At 53.8% G+C, this 13,005-nt stretch carries 14 protein-coding genes; 1 reads left to right on the top strand and 13 read right to left on the bottom strand.

The window, feature by feature from the left end; translation table 11 throughout:
- Positions 1-25 precede the first annotated feature (25 nt).
- From ftsA to FMM01_RS03570, 10 genes are all read right to left on the bottom strand, one after another.
- On the bottom strand, positions 26-1,396 hold the full coding sequence (gene ftsA / locus FMM01_RS03615; protein ID WP_150391685.1) for a cell division protein FtsA: 1,371 nt from the start codon (positions 1,394-1,396) through the stop codon (positions 26-28).
- Between the two features lie 144 nt (positions 1,397-1,540).
- Positions 1,541-2,422: a cell division protein FtsQ/DivIB gene (locus FMM01_RS03610; protein WP_063515161.1), complete on the bottom strand. Its 882-nt coding sequence runs from the start codon at positions 2,420-2,422 to the stop codon at positions 1,541-1,543.
- Positions 2,423-2,458: 36 nt separating this feature from the next.
- Positions 2,459-3,556 carry an undecaprenyldiphospho-muramoylpentapeptide beta-N-acetylglucosaminyltransferase gene (gene murG / locus FMM01_RS03605; protein WP_027827321.1) on the bottom strand — a complete coding sequence of 366 codons (1,098 nt, stop codon included), beginning with the start codon at positions 3,554-3,556 and terminating at the stop codon, positions 2,459-2,461.
- The gene (gene murD / locus FMM01_RS03600; protein WP_027827320.1) at positions 3,553-4,932 is read right to left on the bottom strand and encodes a UDP-N-acetylmuramoyl-L-alanine--D-glutamate ligase; all 1,380 of its coding nucleotides are present in this window, start codon (positions 4,930-4,932) and stop codon (positions 3,553-3,555) included. Before murD ends, murG begins: the two co-directional genes overlap by 4 nt.
- A gap of 17 nt (positions 4,933-4,949) precedes the next feature.
- Positions 4,950-5,903 carry a phospho-N-acetylmuramoyl-pentapeptide-transferase gene (gene mraY / locus FMM01_RS03595; RefSeq protein WP_027827319.1) on the bottom strand — a complete coding sequence of 318 codons (954 nt, stop codon included), beginning with the start codon at positions 5,901-5,903 and terminating at the stop codon, positions 4,950-4,952.
- 16 nt (positions 5,904-5,919) lie between these two features.
- Complete coding sequence (locus tag FMM01_RS03590; RefSeq protein WP_027827318.1) at positions 5,920-8,103, bottom strand: penicillin-binding protein; 2,184 nt, start codon at positions 8,101-8,103, stop codon at positions 5,920-5,922.
- Entirely contained in the window at positions 8,100-8,489 is a 390-nt protein-coding gene (gene ftsL / locus FMM01_RS03585; protein WP_150391684.1) for a cell division protein FtsL, read from the bottom strand. The genes FMM01_RS03590 and ftsL overlap by 4 nt, the downstream gene beginning before the upstream one ends.
- Before the next feature lie 30 nt (positions 8,490-8,519).
- Positions 8,520-9,467: a 16S rRNA (cytosine(1402)-N(4))-methyltransferase RsmH gene (rsmH, locus tag FMM01_RS03580; protein WP_150391683.1), complete on the bottom strand. Its 948-nt coding sequence runs from the start codon at positions 9,465-9,467 to the stop codon at positions 8,520-8,522.
- Positions 9,468-9,484: 17 nt separating this feature from the next.
- Positions 9,485-9,916 carry a division/cell wall cluster transcriptional repressor MraZ gene (gene mraZ / locus FMM01_RS03575; protein WP_027827316.1) on the bottom strand — a complete coding sequence of 144 codons (432 nt, stop codon included), beginning with the start codon at positions 9,914-9,916 and terminating at the stop codon, positions 9,485-9,487.
- Positions 9,917-10,226: 310 nt separating this feature from the next.
- On the bottom strand, positions 10,227-10,589 hold the full coding sequence (locus FMM01_RS03570; protein ID WP_027827315.1) for a DUF3397 family protein: 363 nt from the start codon (positions 10,587-10,589) through the stop codon (positions 10,227-10,229).
- Between the two features lie 71 nt (positions 10,590-10,660).
- On the opposite strand from FMM01_RS03570, the gene FMM01_RS03565 reads away from it, so the two are divergent.
- The gene (locus FMM01_RS03565) at positions 10,661-10,795 is read left to right on the top strand and encodes a DUF4044 domain-containing protein (protein WP_081674526.1); all 135 of its coding nucleotides are present in this window, start codon (positions 10,661-10,663) and stop codon (positions 10,793-10,795) included.
- Here the strand turns inward: FMM01_RS03565 and FMM01_RS03560 are convergent.
- Genes FMM01_RS03560 through FMM01_RS03550 form a run of 3 tightly spaced genes read right to left on the bottom strand, consistent with a single transcriptional unit; the run spans position 10,779 to position 12,922 of the window.
- Positions 10,779-11,621 carry an amino acid ABC transporter substrate-binding protein gene (locus FMM01_RS03560; RefSeq protein ID WP_150391682.1) on the bottom strand — a complete coding sequence of 281 codons (843 nt, stop codon included), beginning with the start codon at positions 11,619-11,621 and terminating at the stop codon, positions 10,779-10,781. The two genes, FMM01_RS03565 and FMM01_RS03560, sit on opposite strands and share 17 nt — an antisense overlap.
- Positions 11,602-12,255, bottom strand: coding sequence for an amino acid ABC transporter ATP-binding protein (locus tag FMM01_RS03555; RefSeq protein WP_027827313.1), 654 nt, complete (start codon positions 12,253-12,255; stop codon positions 11,602-11,604). The genes FMM01_RS03560 and FMM01_RS03555 overlap by 20 nt, the downstream gene beginning before the upstream one ends.
- Before the next feature lie 19 nt (positions 12,256-12,274).
- Positions 12,275-12,922, bottom strand: a complete 648-nt coding sequence (locus FMM01_RS03550; protein WP_063515154.1) for an amino acid ABC transporter permease — start codon at positions 12,920-12,922, stop codon at positions 12,275-12,277.
- Between the last annotated feature and the right edge of the window lie 83 nt (positions 12,923-13,005).

The raw sequence follows: 13,005 nt of genomic DNA, 5'->3' as shown, positions 1-13,005 counted from the left end.
GTGTTCCTCCTAATTATCTCGGCGATTAATCGAAAAAGTTGGTGAAGAGGTTTTTGAGCCGCTGACTCGTTTTCTTCTTCTTTTTCTTCGGTTCTGCAGGGGTATGAGCCGCCGGTTGACTCTGGGTTCGGGCCGGCTGGCTGGACGCCGCTGGGCGCTCTGTCGGTACCGGCCGGGATGGTGCCACGGTGGCCGGTCGACTGGGACTGCTCACCGGCCGGGCGTTGGCCGTGACAGGATCCACCACCTGTCGAATCAGCGTATCAATCTCCCCCAAGTGCGCAATATACGAAACAATGCTCAAACCCTGCGCGAAAGACGGATGCCTCAGGCCCATTTGATCCGGGATATACCGCTTCACTGGACGTTGATAAACCTTTTGCACCAGCTCGGTGACCCCGGGTAAAGCAGATACCCCGCCGGTGACGACAATGCCGCCAGGCAGGTTGAACGCGTGGACCTGGCTGAGACCCGTACCCAAACGTGCCAGAATTTGTTCCACTCGGGCTTGGATGATCTCGGCGAGATAGTCTTCGCCCACCATCTGGGGGTTGGTCTGACCAACGATGGCTACTGGAAATTGGTCGTCGCCGGTGACAAGTTCCGCGTCCGCGTTGCCGTATTCCCGTTTTAACCGTTCCGCGTTGGCCAAGGTCGTGTTCAATACGACGGAGATATCCTTCGTAATATAATCGCCTCCCTCGGGGTCTACGTGGGAGAATTTCAATTTATGATCATGAATAACGGCCGCCGTACTTTGACCGCCGCCCAGATCCAGAATGATCGTGCCAAAATCGGCTTCACCATCATCCAAAATCAATTGACCCAAGGCCATGGGATTAATAACCAAGCCAGCCAGCTGCAGCCCGGCTTGGGCCACTGCCTTGCGGGTATTGTGGATCACTGTCTTGGCCGCGGTAAACAGAATACCGTGGAACTCTAACCGCGTCCCAACCATCCCGCGGGGATCCTTGATGCCATCGAACCCGTCAACAATGAACTCTGATGGTAATACATCCACGATCTCCCGTTCTGGCGGAAGATTCCGAATCAGTGCTGAATTGACCACTTGGGCAACGTCTTGGGCCGTGATTTCACGGGATGGTTCCCCTACCGCAAAGATGCCGTCGCATTTCTCAATATTCAGCATGTTGGCCGGAATCCCTGCATAAACGGCATTGATCGGGACATTGGCCTTCTTCTCGGCGTGGGCAACAGCACTCTTGATGGAGGCGGCCGCCTTATCGATGTCGATGATCACGCCCCGGGATAATCCTTGAGACCGCTCACTCCCCACACCGATCACGTTCAATTGATTCTGAATCGATTCCGCCACAATTACCTTGATTGACGTGGTACCAATATCGAGTCCAACGATCACTTTGGACTTGTCCATGAATTGTGGCCTCCTTATTCTCCTTGTTTTTTGCGATTCATTGACTGTGTGTTGAAAGCGGCTTAACGCCCGCTGGACAGAACACACTTACTATATGAAATTCTAACACACCGCGCTGGCGGTAAGAAACCAATACCACTGATATTACGGATTCTTCGTGTCTTTTTCACTGCCCTTGGGGACGGCATAGGCCCCGACCTCCAGATCAACGATGCCGGCACCCTTCAATTGGGCCTTCATCGCCGGATAGTACGCCATCTTTTCCTTCAATGTGTTCAGATCGGCAATGACCTTGTTTTGATCATTCATGTACAGCATCACCCGATTCGGATTGGCCTTATCGCCGATGTCGTGAATCTCAGAAATATCGCCCTGCACGTGGGCGGCCAACGACGCATAAACTTTGACCGCCAATTTGATGTGCTGATTGCTGGTAAAATCAGCATACACCGGGTAATTCCCCACCGGCTTGCTTTGCCCGGCCGTGAGGACCACACCAGTGCTGAGAATCGGATAATAAATCCCGTTCTTGACCGTGTAACCCACCACCGGATGCTCCTTGACCCGCAGGACGATATCATTGATCCCGACACGATCAATGGCCGCGCTGCGCAGCAGGGGCATCCGCTTCAGTAAGCGGCCAGTATAGTCTTGCCGGTGCAGGAACAGATGAACCAGCCCGGCACCGCTGCGAATGCCGCTTTCATCAATGACGGCTTGATCCGCCGCAATGTTGGTCCCGGTGACTGAAATCTCCCGAACCCGGCTGAACGGCGTGAGGAAGTATCCGGCACTAGCCCCCACCGTCAACAGCACGGCCAGCACGATGAGGGTGTTTTTTACCAACCGGCTGAGCCGAGTCCGCTTGAGTTTCGGCAAGGTGGTCGATACATGCAACGGTTTGCGTTCCTGCCGTTGCGCTGTTTTTTGTGCTTTGACCTGCTCTTTGTGCAGATATTCTTCCCAAGGCTTGATCGTTTGCTGCGGATCAACCTGGGCGGGCTTTTTATCTCGGTGCGGCCTCATTGTGCTTACCCCCTTCCGCCGTGGTGGGCTAAATCGCTAATGAATCAAATCTTGCATGATGGCAATGATGTCATCAGACGCCTGGGGATGACCCAGCGCCAGTGTTGCGGTGTGCATCTTCTTTTGCCGATCGTCGTCTCCCATAATCACAGTGATTGCATTTAACAGTGACTTGCCGGTCAAATCTGATTCCGGCAGCAGGACCGCTGCGCCTGTACTCGCCATACTCTGGGCATTCTTGGTTTGATGATTGTGCGTCACATAGGGCGACGGCACTAGGATGCTGGGAATACCCAGCGCTGTGATCTCGGCGATACTCGTGGCGCCAGCCCGGCCCACCAAAAGGGTGATGTCAGGCAGGATGGCTGGCATATTATCAATGTACGGGACCACTTTGACGTTGCCCGGCACTTTGATTGCCGCCAGTTTTGCCGTCACGGCCTCGTAATGGGCATTGCCGGTAACAAACAAAACTTGATAACTTTGGCCGGCAAAATCAGGGACGGCCTCAATAACCGCATTGTTGATCGGGGCGGCGCCGCGACTGCCGCCAAAGACCAAAACCGTCGAGCGGTCCGGACTCAAAGCAAACTCACTCAACCGATCATTGGGCTGCAGCCCCGCCACCTCCTGGGCACGCGGATTGCCGACCAGCGCAATTTTTTGCTGCTGATGCTTGAATTGGCCAGCGGCATCGGGGAAAGCAATCAGAATCTTGTCCACATAGTGGGCGAGAAATTTGTTGGTCACCCCAGCGATGGAATTCTGCTCATGAATCATTGTCGGGACATGGGCGCGCGCCGCCGCGTAAACAATCGCCGAGCTCACATAACCGCCAGTGCCGATCACGATATCCGGTTTGAAATCCCGGACCATCTGTTTAGCCCGGCGCACCGCCTGGATAAACAAAGTCACCGTGTGCACATTGTCCCACGTGAGGCGGCGCCGGAACCCTTGCAGTTCAATGGTCTCAAAGGGAATCCCGGCGGCGGGTACAATGCGGCTTTCCAGTCCCTTAGGTGTGCCGACATACATGACGGCATCCAGCAGCTGCCGTTCTTGCAGCCGTTTGATCAAGGCGAGGGCCGGGTAAATGTGACCGCCCGTACCGCCGCCGGATATCATCACTCTCATGCCGGATTCTCCTTAATGAACTGATTAACGTCAGCGATAAAGCGATCGCCCCGCTCTTCAAAAGTATGGAATTGATCCCAGCTGGCGGCCGCCGGCGAGAAGAGAACGACATCACCGGGCTTGCTCTCTTTCAACGCCACAGGCACCGCTTGATCCAGCGTATCCACGATATGCAGATCCGTGATCCCAGCCTTTTTCGCCACATCGGCCAGGAGCTGTTTCGTTTGGCCGTAAACGACCATCGTGTGCACATGGTCTTTCAGTAAAGGCAGCAATTTTTCAAACGTGAAGCCGCGATCCAAGCCGCCGCCAATCAACACCACCGGCCCGGGGAACGAGCGCAGCGCCACTTCAGTGGAGACAATATTGGTTGCCTTGGAATCGTTATAGATCTTCCGAGACTGCCACGTCTCCACGTATTGCATCCGGTGCTTGACCCCGGGGAAGGTCTTCAGCACATGGGCAATAGCAGCATTATCGGCTTGGCCGGCTAATTTAGCCGCCGCAATGGCCGCCAGGGCATTCTCCACATTATGGGCCCCGGGAATGCGAATCTCGTCCGCCTTAATGATCGGTGTACCGCGGAAATACAACGTGCCGTTTGCTAAGTAAGCCCCGTCCTGGGTCAGATTCTGGCGGGAAAATGGCACCACCTGGGCCTTGGTGCGCTGCGCCAACGCCTGCCATTCTTCCCGGTCCCAATTCACGACGAAATAATCAGCGGCGGTTTGATTGGCGACCATCTTCATTTTTGCATTGATGTAATTGGCCCGAGTCTTGTGGTAATCCAAGTGCGCAGAGTAAATATTCGTGAGCACGGCGATATGCGGGTGCAGCTGAGTCGTACCCGCCAATTGGAAGCTGGACATCTCAACCACCATCGTATCGTCGGGTCCGACCTTCTCTGCCACGGCGCTGGCCGGAATACCGATGTTGCCCGCTAAATAGGCTTTGCCCACCGACCGGTCTGCATTCAGCATCTCAGCGATCAGCGTAGTCGTCGTGGTTTTGCCATTGGTCCCGGTCACTGTGACCCAGGGCGCTTCAGAAATTTCATAGGCCAATTCCGGTTCCGTGATGATTGGAATCCCCAATTTTTCTGCCTTATCAACAAACGGATTGTCGTAAGGAATACCTGGATTCTTGACCATTAACGAGAAATCCTCGTCCAACAGCGCTAACGGCTGTTTGCCAGTGATCACCCGCACGCCCTCATCCAGCAAGGACTGCGCGGCGGGGTTCTGATCAAAAGGCTTAATGTCTGTTACCGTCACAAAAGCGCCCAGCTGCTGCAATAACCGGGCCGCATTGGCGCCGCTCTTGGCCAACCCCATCACTAATACTTTCTTGTTTTGATACTGCGTTACCGTCTTCACGAAATTCGCTCCCTCTGCTACCAAATCATTAAGTATACAATGCCGCCAATGGCCCCCACTGTCCAAAAAGTGAGGACCACACGCCATTCGCTCCACCCCAGCATCTCGAAATGATGGTGGATCGGAGTCATTTTAAACAATCGTTTGCCGGTTAATTTGAAGCTGGCCACTTGGAGAATCACACTGGCCGTTTCTAAGACAAACACGATACCCACTAGGAGCAGCGACCATTCACGATGGAGCATGATCGATACAGCAGCAAGTAAGCCGCCCAAGGCCAAAGAACCGACATCACCCATGAAGATCTTGGCCGGCTTGTGGTTGAAAATCAGAAAAGCGGCCAACGCCCCGATTACGGCCAAGGTAATGTACAGCACATCGAGACGCTGTTCCTGCCAGCTGATCCAAGCATACACTGCGAACGCAATGATGCCCAACCCGCTGACCAGGCCGTCCAGCCCATCCGTCAGGTTGACCGCATTGGAGAAGCCCACGAGCCAAAACAGGCTGAACGCGGCGAAGAAGACGGCACTGCTCACCACCCCCAGAAACGGAACATAGAGGCTGAAGGGCATTTTTTCATTGAAGTAAACCCACAGGAAGACGGCACTGATGATGATTTGTCCCAGGAGTTTTTGCCAGGCCTTCAAACCCATATTCCGTTTATAAAAGAGTTTCAAGCCATCGTCCGCAAAACCGATCAACCCGAACCCCAGCAGAACGAGGAGCAGCACCAGCAAGGTGCGCCGCAGTTGGTGCGTCCAAGCGGCGACACCAATCACGGTGAGGCAGATGGTCACAATAAAGCCGATACCGCCCATTGTGGGGGTGCCGCTCTTTTTGGCGTGCCATTTGGGACCTTCTGCGCGGATCTTCTGACCTTCGTGATGGCGCCGAAAATAGCGGATCAATAACGGTTCCGCTATTGCGGTCAGCCCAAAGCTCACCAGTACTGTCAATAATGCGTTCATGATTCTCTCTCTCCACCTATCGGGGTTGTAATGTCACAGAAACGCGGCTGTTCGTCGTAATCACTGAATTCGCCGGGATGCTCTGTGCAACGGCGTAGCCAGTACCCGTAAAGTTGACCTGGATACCGGTAATTTGCGCCAGTTTCAAAATATCATTTTTCGACCACCCTGTCACACTGGGCATCAACGCGGCACCATCCGTTAAGAGAACCGCTCGCTGACCGGCCAGTACACGACTGTTTGCCTTGGGCAGCTGCTGGACAACTTCAGTGCCGCTGCCCACCAGGACTGGTGTCAAACCAGCGTTGGCCAAAGCCTCTTTGGCTTCCGCAGTCGAATGATTGGTCACATTGGGCATGGTCACTTGTTTCGTGGTCGCCCCGCTGCTGGTCTGACCGTAACTTAAGACTCGGGTCATCAGCGGTTTGAAAATACTCGACAGGATCGTTTCAGCCGGGGCGGTCATCTTTTGGGGCTGCTGCATCGTGATGTACAGGATGTATTGCGGGTCGCTGGCCGGGGCCATCCCGACCACCGAGAAAATGTAATTGCTGTCGCCGGTCAAATAGCCGCCGCCCTTAGGGTTGGCAATTTGGGCCGTCCCAGTTTTCACAGCTAAGTCTACCCCCGGCAGCTGATAAGCTGTCCCGGTCCCAATTTGTTTATTGTTGACGACCTGGCGCATTTGGTCCAAGACGTTAGCCGCCGTGGCGGCAGAAATCGGTCGGCCCACTACTTTGGGCTGATACGTTGTGGTTTTGCCCGTCAGCGGATTCTTGATCTTGCTGACAATTTGCGGCTGGACCATCTTGCCGCCATTAGCAATGGCCGAGAAGGCCTGCATCATTTGCATCGCGGTGACGTTGATGCCCTGGCCGAAGGCAGTGTTAGCCTGATCGATGGCCCGGCTGAACTGATACATGCCGCTCACTTCGCCCGGCAAGGTGATACCGGTCTTTTGGCCCATGTGAAAACGCTCCAGATACTTTTTCCACGTCGCCGCGCCCATCAATTCTTCCAGATGGACCATCCCGACGTTGCTGGACCGGGGCATCACCTGACTAAAGGGAATCGTGCCCCAGCCGGAATAGTTCCAGTCGCGGACGGTGCTGCCGTCCAAAGTGACCGCCCCGGATTGGTAAGTGGCATTGGGATTGTAGTGACCGGAATCAACCGTAGCGGCCATGGAGATAACCTTCATCACCGAACCAGGCTCATAGGCGTCTTCCACGAGGGTGTCCCGCCAGACATTGCCCAGGCCCTGCATCGTCGCGGCGTCAAATGTCGGCCGCTGACTGGCCGCAAGAATCGAGCCCGTCTTGGCGTTCATCAAGACCGCGTTGAGCCCCACCGGTTTGTACTTATCCTGAACGTTTTGCATCAGCGTCTCCAGGTTGTTTTGCAGCCGGGCATCGATCGTCAGGGTCATATTGTCGCCGTCTTTCGCCTTTTTGGTGACGATCTTGGACATGGGCAGTTCATAACCGTTAGCATCCGTTTGGATCTGCTGCCGGCCATTGACGCCGGTAAGCTGGCGGTTGAAGTATTTTTCGATCCCCATAACCCCGGTCAGCTGCGCATTGCTGTCCTTAGCTGTGTCCTTGGCATCTTTCAATTGGGCAATCCCAATGATATGGCTGGCAAACGTGCCATTAGGATACAGCCGTGCTGGTTGGGCGCGGAAGTAAATCCCGGTGAGCTTTTGTTTGTCGATTTGATTTTTGGTGGCTAAATCAATATTTTTGCCGGCATTGCCGAATTCAACCTGAAATGCTTTTTTGGATTTCGGTGATAGAATCTTTTTGATTTGTGCAGCGGAAAGGCTCAAGTATTGACTGAGTACTTGAGCGGTTTTAGCTTTATCCTGAACATAAAGCGGTTTGTCATCAATGCTCACATACTTGCGATCTACCACGGCAAAAATGGTATAGACATTGGAATCTTCGGCAATGACGTCTCCGTTGCTGGCGTAAATTGTGCCGCGTTTAGCCTTCAAAACCGTTTCCTGCGTGTACTTGCGACGCGTCCGATCAGCCAGATTGACCCCATCGATCTGCCCGCTCACCGTGATATAAAAAAAGCGAAAGACGACCAACCCGAAGAAAAGCAGGATCGCAGCCAGCAAAAGGATGCCGACGATTTGTCGATTGCGCCGTGTCTTCGGGTTCGGGGACTTTCGTTGCGGATTCATGGGCTTCATTTACCGATGTTCCTTATATTGCCCTCAATCAGCGTCAGACCGTGGGCTTTGGCAAATTCATTCAACCGTTGTGAACTCGTTAATTCACCGATCTCTTGCTGGAGGTCATTATTTTGACTCTTTTTATTATTGATTGTCGTGGTTAAGTTTTGATATTGGCGCTGGGTGGTGGTAAGACCCACCTGAGTGCTGACGAGGGTGATCATGAAGAACCCGCAAACTGCGGCAATTGTCGTAATCAAGACCCGTTCCAGCCCGCTTAACGGCACCCGTTTCGGGATTACCTGGGGTTGGGCCTGCGGCTGCTGGTGGGGGGTGGGTACTTCTTTTCGTTGGGGTACCGCACTGCCCTGCCCCCAATTGAGATCCTTCTGTTCAATCATCATCAACAACTCCTTACACCAATTTTGACTGGATTAATCCTTTTTTACTTTTTCTGCGATTCGTAAACGGGCGCTGTGAGCCCGCCGATTAGCGGCCAGTTCTGCAGCATTGGGCCGAAACGGTTTGCGGGTGATCATCTTGAGATCCACGTCCGCTGGTGTTCCCAACACCGGCAGGTCAGGCGGCAAATCGCTGGTGGCGTGCCGCTGCATAACGTGCTTCACGATTCGATCTTCCAGCGACTGGAAGGTAATGACGCTTAGGCGGCCGCCCTGCCCCAACACGGCGACTGCCTCTTCCAAGGAATCTTCCAGTGCGCCCAGCTCGTCATTGACGGCGATCCGGATCGCTTGGAAGGTCCGCTTGGCTGGATTGCCGCCCGTTCGCCGGGCAGCTGCCGGAATAGCTTCCTTGATCACGTCCACTAATTCCCCAGTGGTCGTGATCGGCGCACTCTCTCGCCGGGCGACGATGCGTTTGGCAATCGCCCCGGCGAAACGTTCCTCACCATACCGATGAATGATGCGGCTCAATTCCCGCTGCGACCATTCGTTGACAATGGTTTGAGCCGATAGTGCCTGACTCTGATCCATCCGCATATCCAGCGGACTGTCGAAGCGGTAGCTGAAGCCGCGGCTGGGATCGTCGAACTGGGGCGATGAAACCCCCAAATCATAAAGTACGCCAGCAATCGGGGCAGTGGTCACTTGATGGAGCACCCGGGCAAGATGACGAAAATTATCATGCACCAGTACGAGCTGGTTCGCCGCGATTTCTTTGGCAAATCGATCTTTGCCTGCCGCAATAGCGGCTTCGTCTGCGTCAAAGGCAATGACTTGGCCGGTGCCGGCAAGAGTGGCTAACAGCAGTGCGGTATGTCCGCCCCGGCCGAAGGTCGCGTCCACGTAAGTGCCGCCTGCCTGGACGGCCAAGCCGTCGACCGCTTCCTGCCGTAATACGGTGTGATGCACAAAAGTCACAGTCCGTGGCTCCTTTCTCAAAGATCAATATCCATCAGGTCTTCGGCTAATGTATCAAAATTGTCCGCCGATTGGGCCATGTACGCGGTCCAAGTCGGCGCATCCCAAATTTCGATTCGGCTGGAGACGCCAACGAAAACACACTCTTTCGTTAATTTGGCGAACCCCCGCAGGGTATCCGGCACATTGATCCGGCCTTGTTTATCCAGCGTGACTTCCGTCGCGGCGGAATAAAAGAAACGGGTAAATGCGCGGGCGTCCTTTTTATTCGTGGGCAAATGAGCAAGCTGCTCTTGGATTCGCTGCCATTGGGCCAGCGGATAGCCGAACACACATTGGTCTAAGCCCCGGGTGACAACGAAAGACGCGCCGAGTTCCGTCCGGAATTTGGCCGGCACGATCAATCGTCCTTTGGTGTCAATTGTGTGGTGATATTCACCCATCAGCACGCACATCACCCCCAGATAACCCGATGTTTTCAGTTTACCACAATCCCCCACTTGCCACCACAATCCCCCATAAAATCAGGCTTTTTTTCCAATTTCGGAACATTTTACCGTTCATTCGTGTGAACATGCGCACATATGGTCGTTTCCCGAACGATGACGGATTTTTTTCACTCCCTGTGCTGCGCCGATTCGAAGCAATGGCCTGGGAGAAAACTATGACTTCTTGATACCCCTGTATCCGAAAAGAATGCTGCCCCAGTGACAAAAAAAGCCAGCCAGCTGATTGCTCAGCCGACTGGCAAAAAACGTTCTAGATACGGTCAATGATCCACAACACCAGCGCAAAAACATACCACACCGCACTGAGCAGCGCCAGATAGCGCCACAAACCGCGGAAATACTCGCCCAGCAGCAGATCCCGATCACGGATGATGCGAATGACCAAATAAATCAAGCCAAAAGCCACCCCGGTCAAGACACAAATCGGTAACAAACTCATCCCGATGCCACCGGTGGGATAAGTCAATATAAAAACACCGAGAAATTGGGGCAGCACCAGCCAATTGACTAAATGCACGGGCCGCCCCTGCCACCGTGCTGAAAGATAGTTATAACCGCCTCCGCCGACGACCAGCAGCACCGGCAAAAAACCAAGGCTGACCCAATTACCCATGACGTGCCCTCCGAAATTGAATTGAAAGTTCTTTCAATCAATAGTAAACTAAGCCCAGCAAGAAAAACAAGGTGGGATATAAGTTGAAAAAAGAACGCAGCACGTTTGACAAGATTTTACGCGTATTTATTTGGTTGATGCTGCTTTTCTCCGTCGGCTCAGTCGTCATCGGAGCTGTCTACTATTTGGCTAACGCGCCAAGGTAGGCGCGACGACCGCGGTATCGCCAAACCACTTCTTGGCTAGCCGGGTGATCGTGCCATCAGCCGCCGTGGCCCGCAAGGCGGTATTGATTTTGCGCCGCAATTGGGTATCCTGTTTGCGCATCCCCACAGCGAATTCTTCGCTGGGAAAGCCGCTGGTCAGGACCCGGTAAGCCTTGGGATCCGCCGAATGGGCAATGGTATACTCGCCAAAGACGGAGTCTAAGACGAGTCCCTGAATACGGTTTGCTCGTAAGTCAATAAATGCATCATTATAGCTGTCGTACAGGATGGGGGCATTGCCCTTGATCCTGTTTTTTAGTATCTTCGGCTGATCGTCAATATCTTGGGCAGCTGATGAGCCGGTTTGGGCCCCGACGACCTGCCCCTTCAGCTGGGCAATCGAGCGAATACCGCTCTTTTTAGTCACTGCCACCACCTGCTGATTCACGAGATACGGCAACGAAAAGGCCACGTGCTGTTTTCGCTGAGCCGTTTCGGTATAGCCGTTCCAGATGAGGTCGATCGTGTGGTTGCGCAGCTCAGTTTCTTTCATATCCCAATCAATCGGTTGGAACACCATCCGCAAATTAATTTTTTTACCCACCGCCTTGGCCAAATCAATATCAAAACCGGTCAGCTGGCCATCCTTGGCCCGAAACCCCATGGGAACAAACGTTTCATCCAAGCCCACAACGACGGTACCCCGCTGCTCGATCTGCTGGGTAGCGTCTCCCTTAGGAATGCGTCGGGCGCAGCCGCTGAGAGTCCCCAGCAGCATCCCGCCCGTCAGTAAAACCAGCAACCAATTACGCAGAAACTTGGGCATCGTCATCCCTCCCCACTGTGATCACCCGCGGTTGAATCTGATCAATGAACGGCATGTCGTGGGTCACGATCAACTGGGTCATTCCTTGCCGGGCAAATCCCTTAATCAGTTGGGCAACATCGGCAGTCATCGCCGGATCCAGGGCGGAAGTCGGCTCATCGTAGGCCAGCACGGCCGGCTGCAGGGCCAGCGCGCGGGCAATGGCCACCCGCTGCTGCTGACCACCGGATAGTTGATACGGATAGTCCCGGGCGTGGTCGGCTAGGCCTAACTGCGTCAGCAATTTTTCAGCCGCTTGGGTCGCTGCAGCCCGATCGGTATGCTGGGCGTAAACCGGTCCAATCAGGACGTTAGCCAAAACATCCAAGTGCGGAAACAATTGGAAATCTTGGAAGACGACGCCGACTTTACCGGCATCAGCGCGATTACGAAACGGGTCAATGGGTGTCCCATTCAACAGCAGTTCGCCGCTGTCGATTGGTTCTAAACCGGTAATCATCCGCAGCAGGGTCGTTTTGCCTGCCCCGCTAGGTCCGACAATACCCAGTGTGTCGCCATCCTGAATGGTCAAATTAAAGTTTCGGTAGATCACCCGGTTGCCAAATGCTTTGTTGATATTTTTCAATTCCAGCATACGCTTTTCCTCCTTCGTCTTAACGATAATAGGCATAGTGCTTTTCCAAGGACCGCAACCCCCAGGTCAGCAGGGCTGTCAGCGCCAAGTACACGATGCCCACCAACACGAGCGGAATCAAGGTGACATCCCGGGCCGCCGCGATGTTCCCGGCACGAAGCAGGTCACCAATACCCAGGACGTAAACCAGCGAGGAATCCTTGACTAGATTGATTACTTCGTTGCCGACGGCGGGAATAACGGATTTAACCACTTGGGGTAATACGACCAAGCGGAAGGTTTGCAGGGGAGTCAGCTTTAAGACCTTGGCGGCATCGTATTGCCCTTGCGGAATCCCTTGCAGCCCGCCGCGGAAGATCTCGGCAAAATAGGCCGCATAGTTGAGAACGAAGGCTAGAAAAACTGCGCTCATCCGATCAAAATAAATCGAGACCATCGGCAGACCATAGAAGATAAAAATCAATTGAAGCAGCAGCGGTGTGCCCCGCATCAGCCACACATATGCGTTCAACACCCACTGCAACGGCCGCCAGCCGCTGCGCAGGCCAATCGAGACAACGATGCCCAACGGAATCGAAAGCACCAGTGTGGTGATGAAAATGATTAACGTCGTTTGGGTACCGGATAATAATGCCGGTAAAATTGATGCAATATAATGCCAATTCATGATGTGATCCTCCCTTTTCGCTTGTTCACGGAAACAAAAAAACGCCCTTAAGATCAATTCAATTGAATTGATCTTAAGGGCGT

It is taken from the genome of Schleiferilactobacillus harbinensis (assembly GCF_008694105.1).
In the GTDB taxonomy this organism is placed as follows: domain Bacteria; phylum Bacillota; class Bacilli; order Lactobacillales; family Lactobacillaceae; genus Schleiferilactobacillus; species Schleiferilactobacillus harbinensis.
The sequence above is the reverse complement of the archived record's forward strand: the minus strand, read 5'-3'. Positions and strand labels throughout refer to the sequence as shown.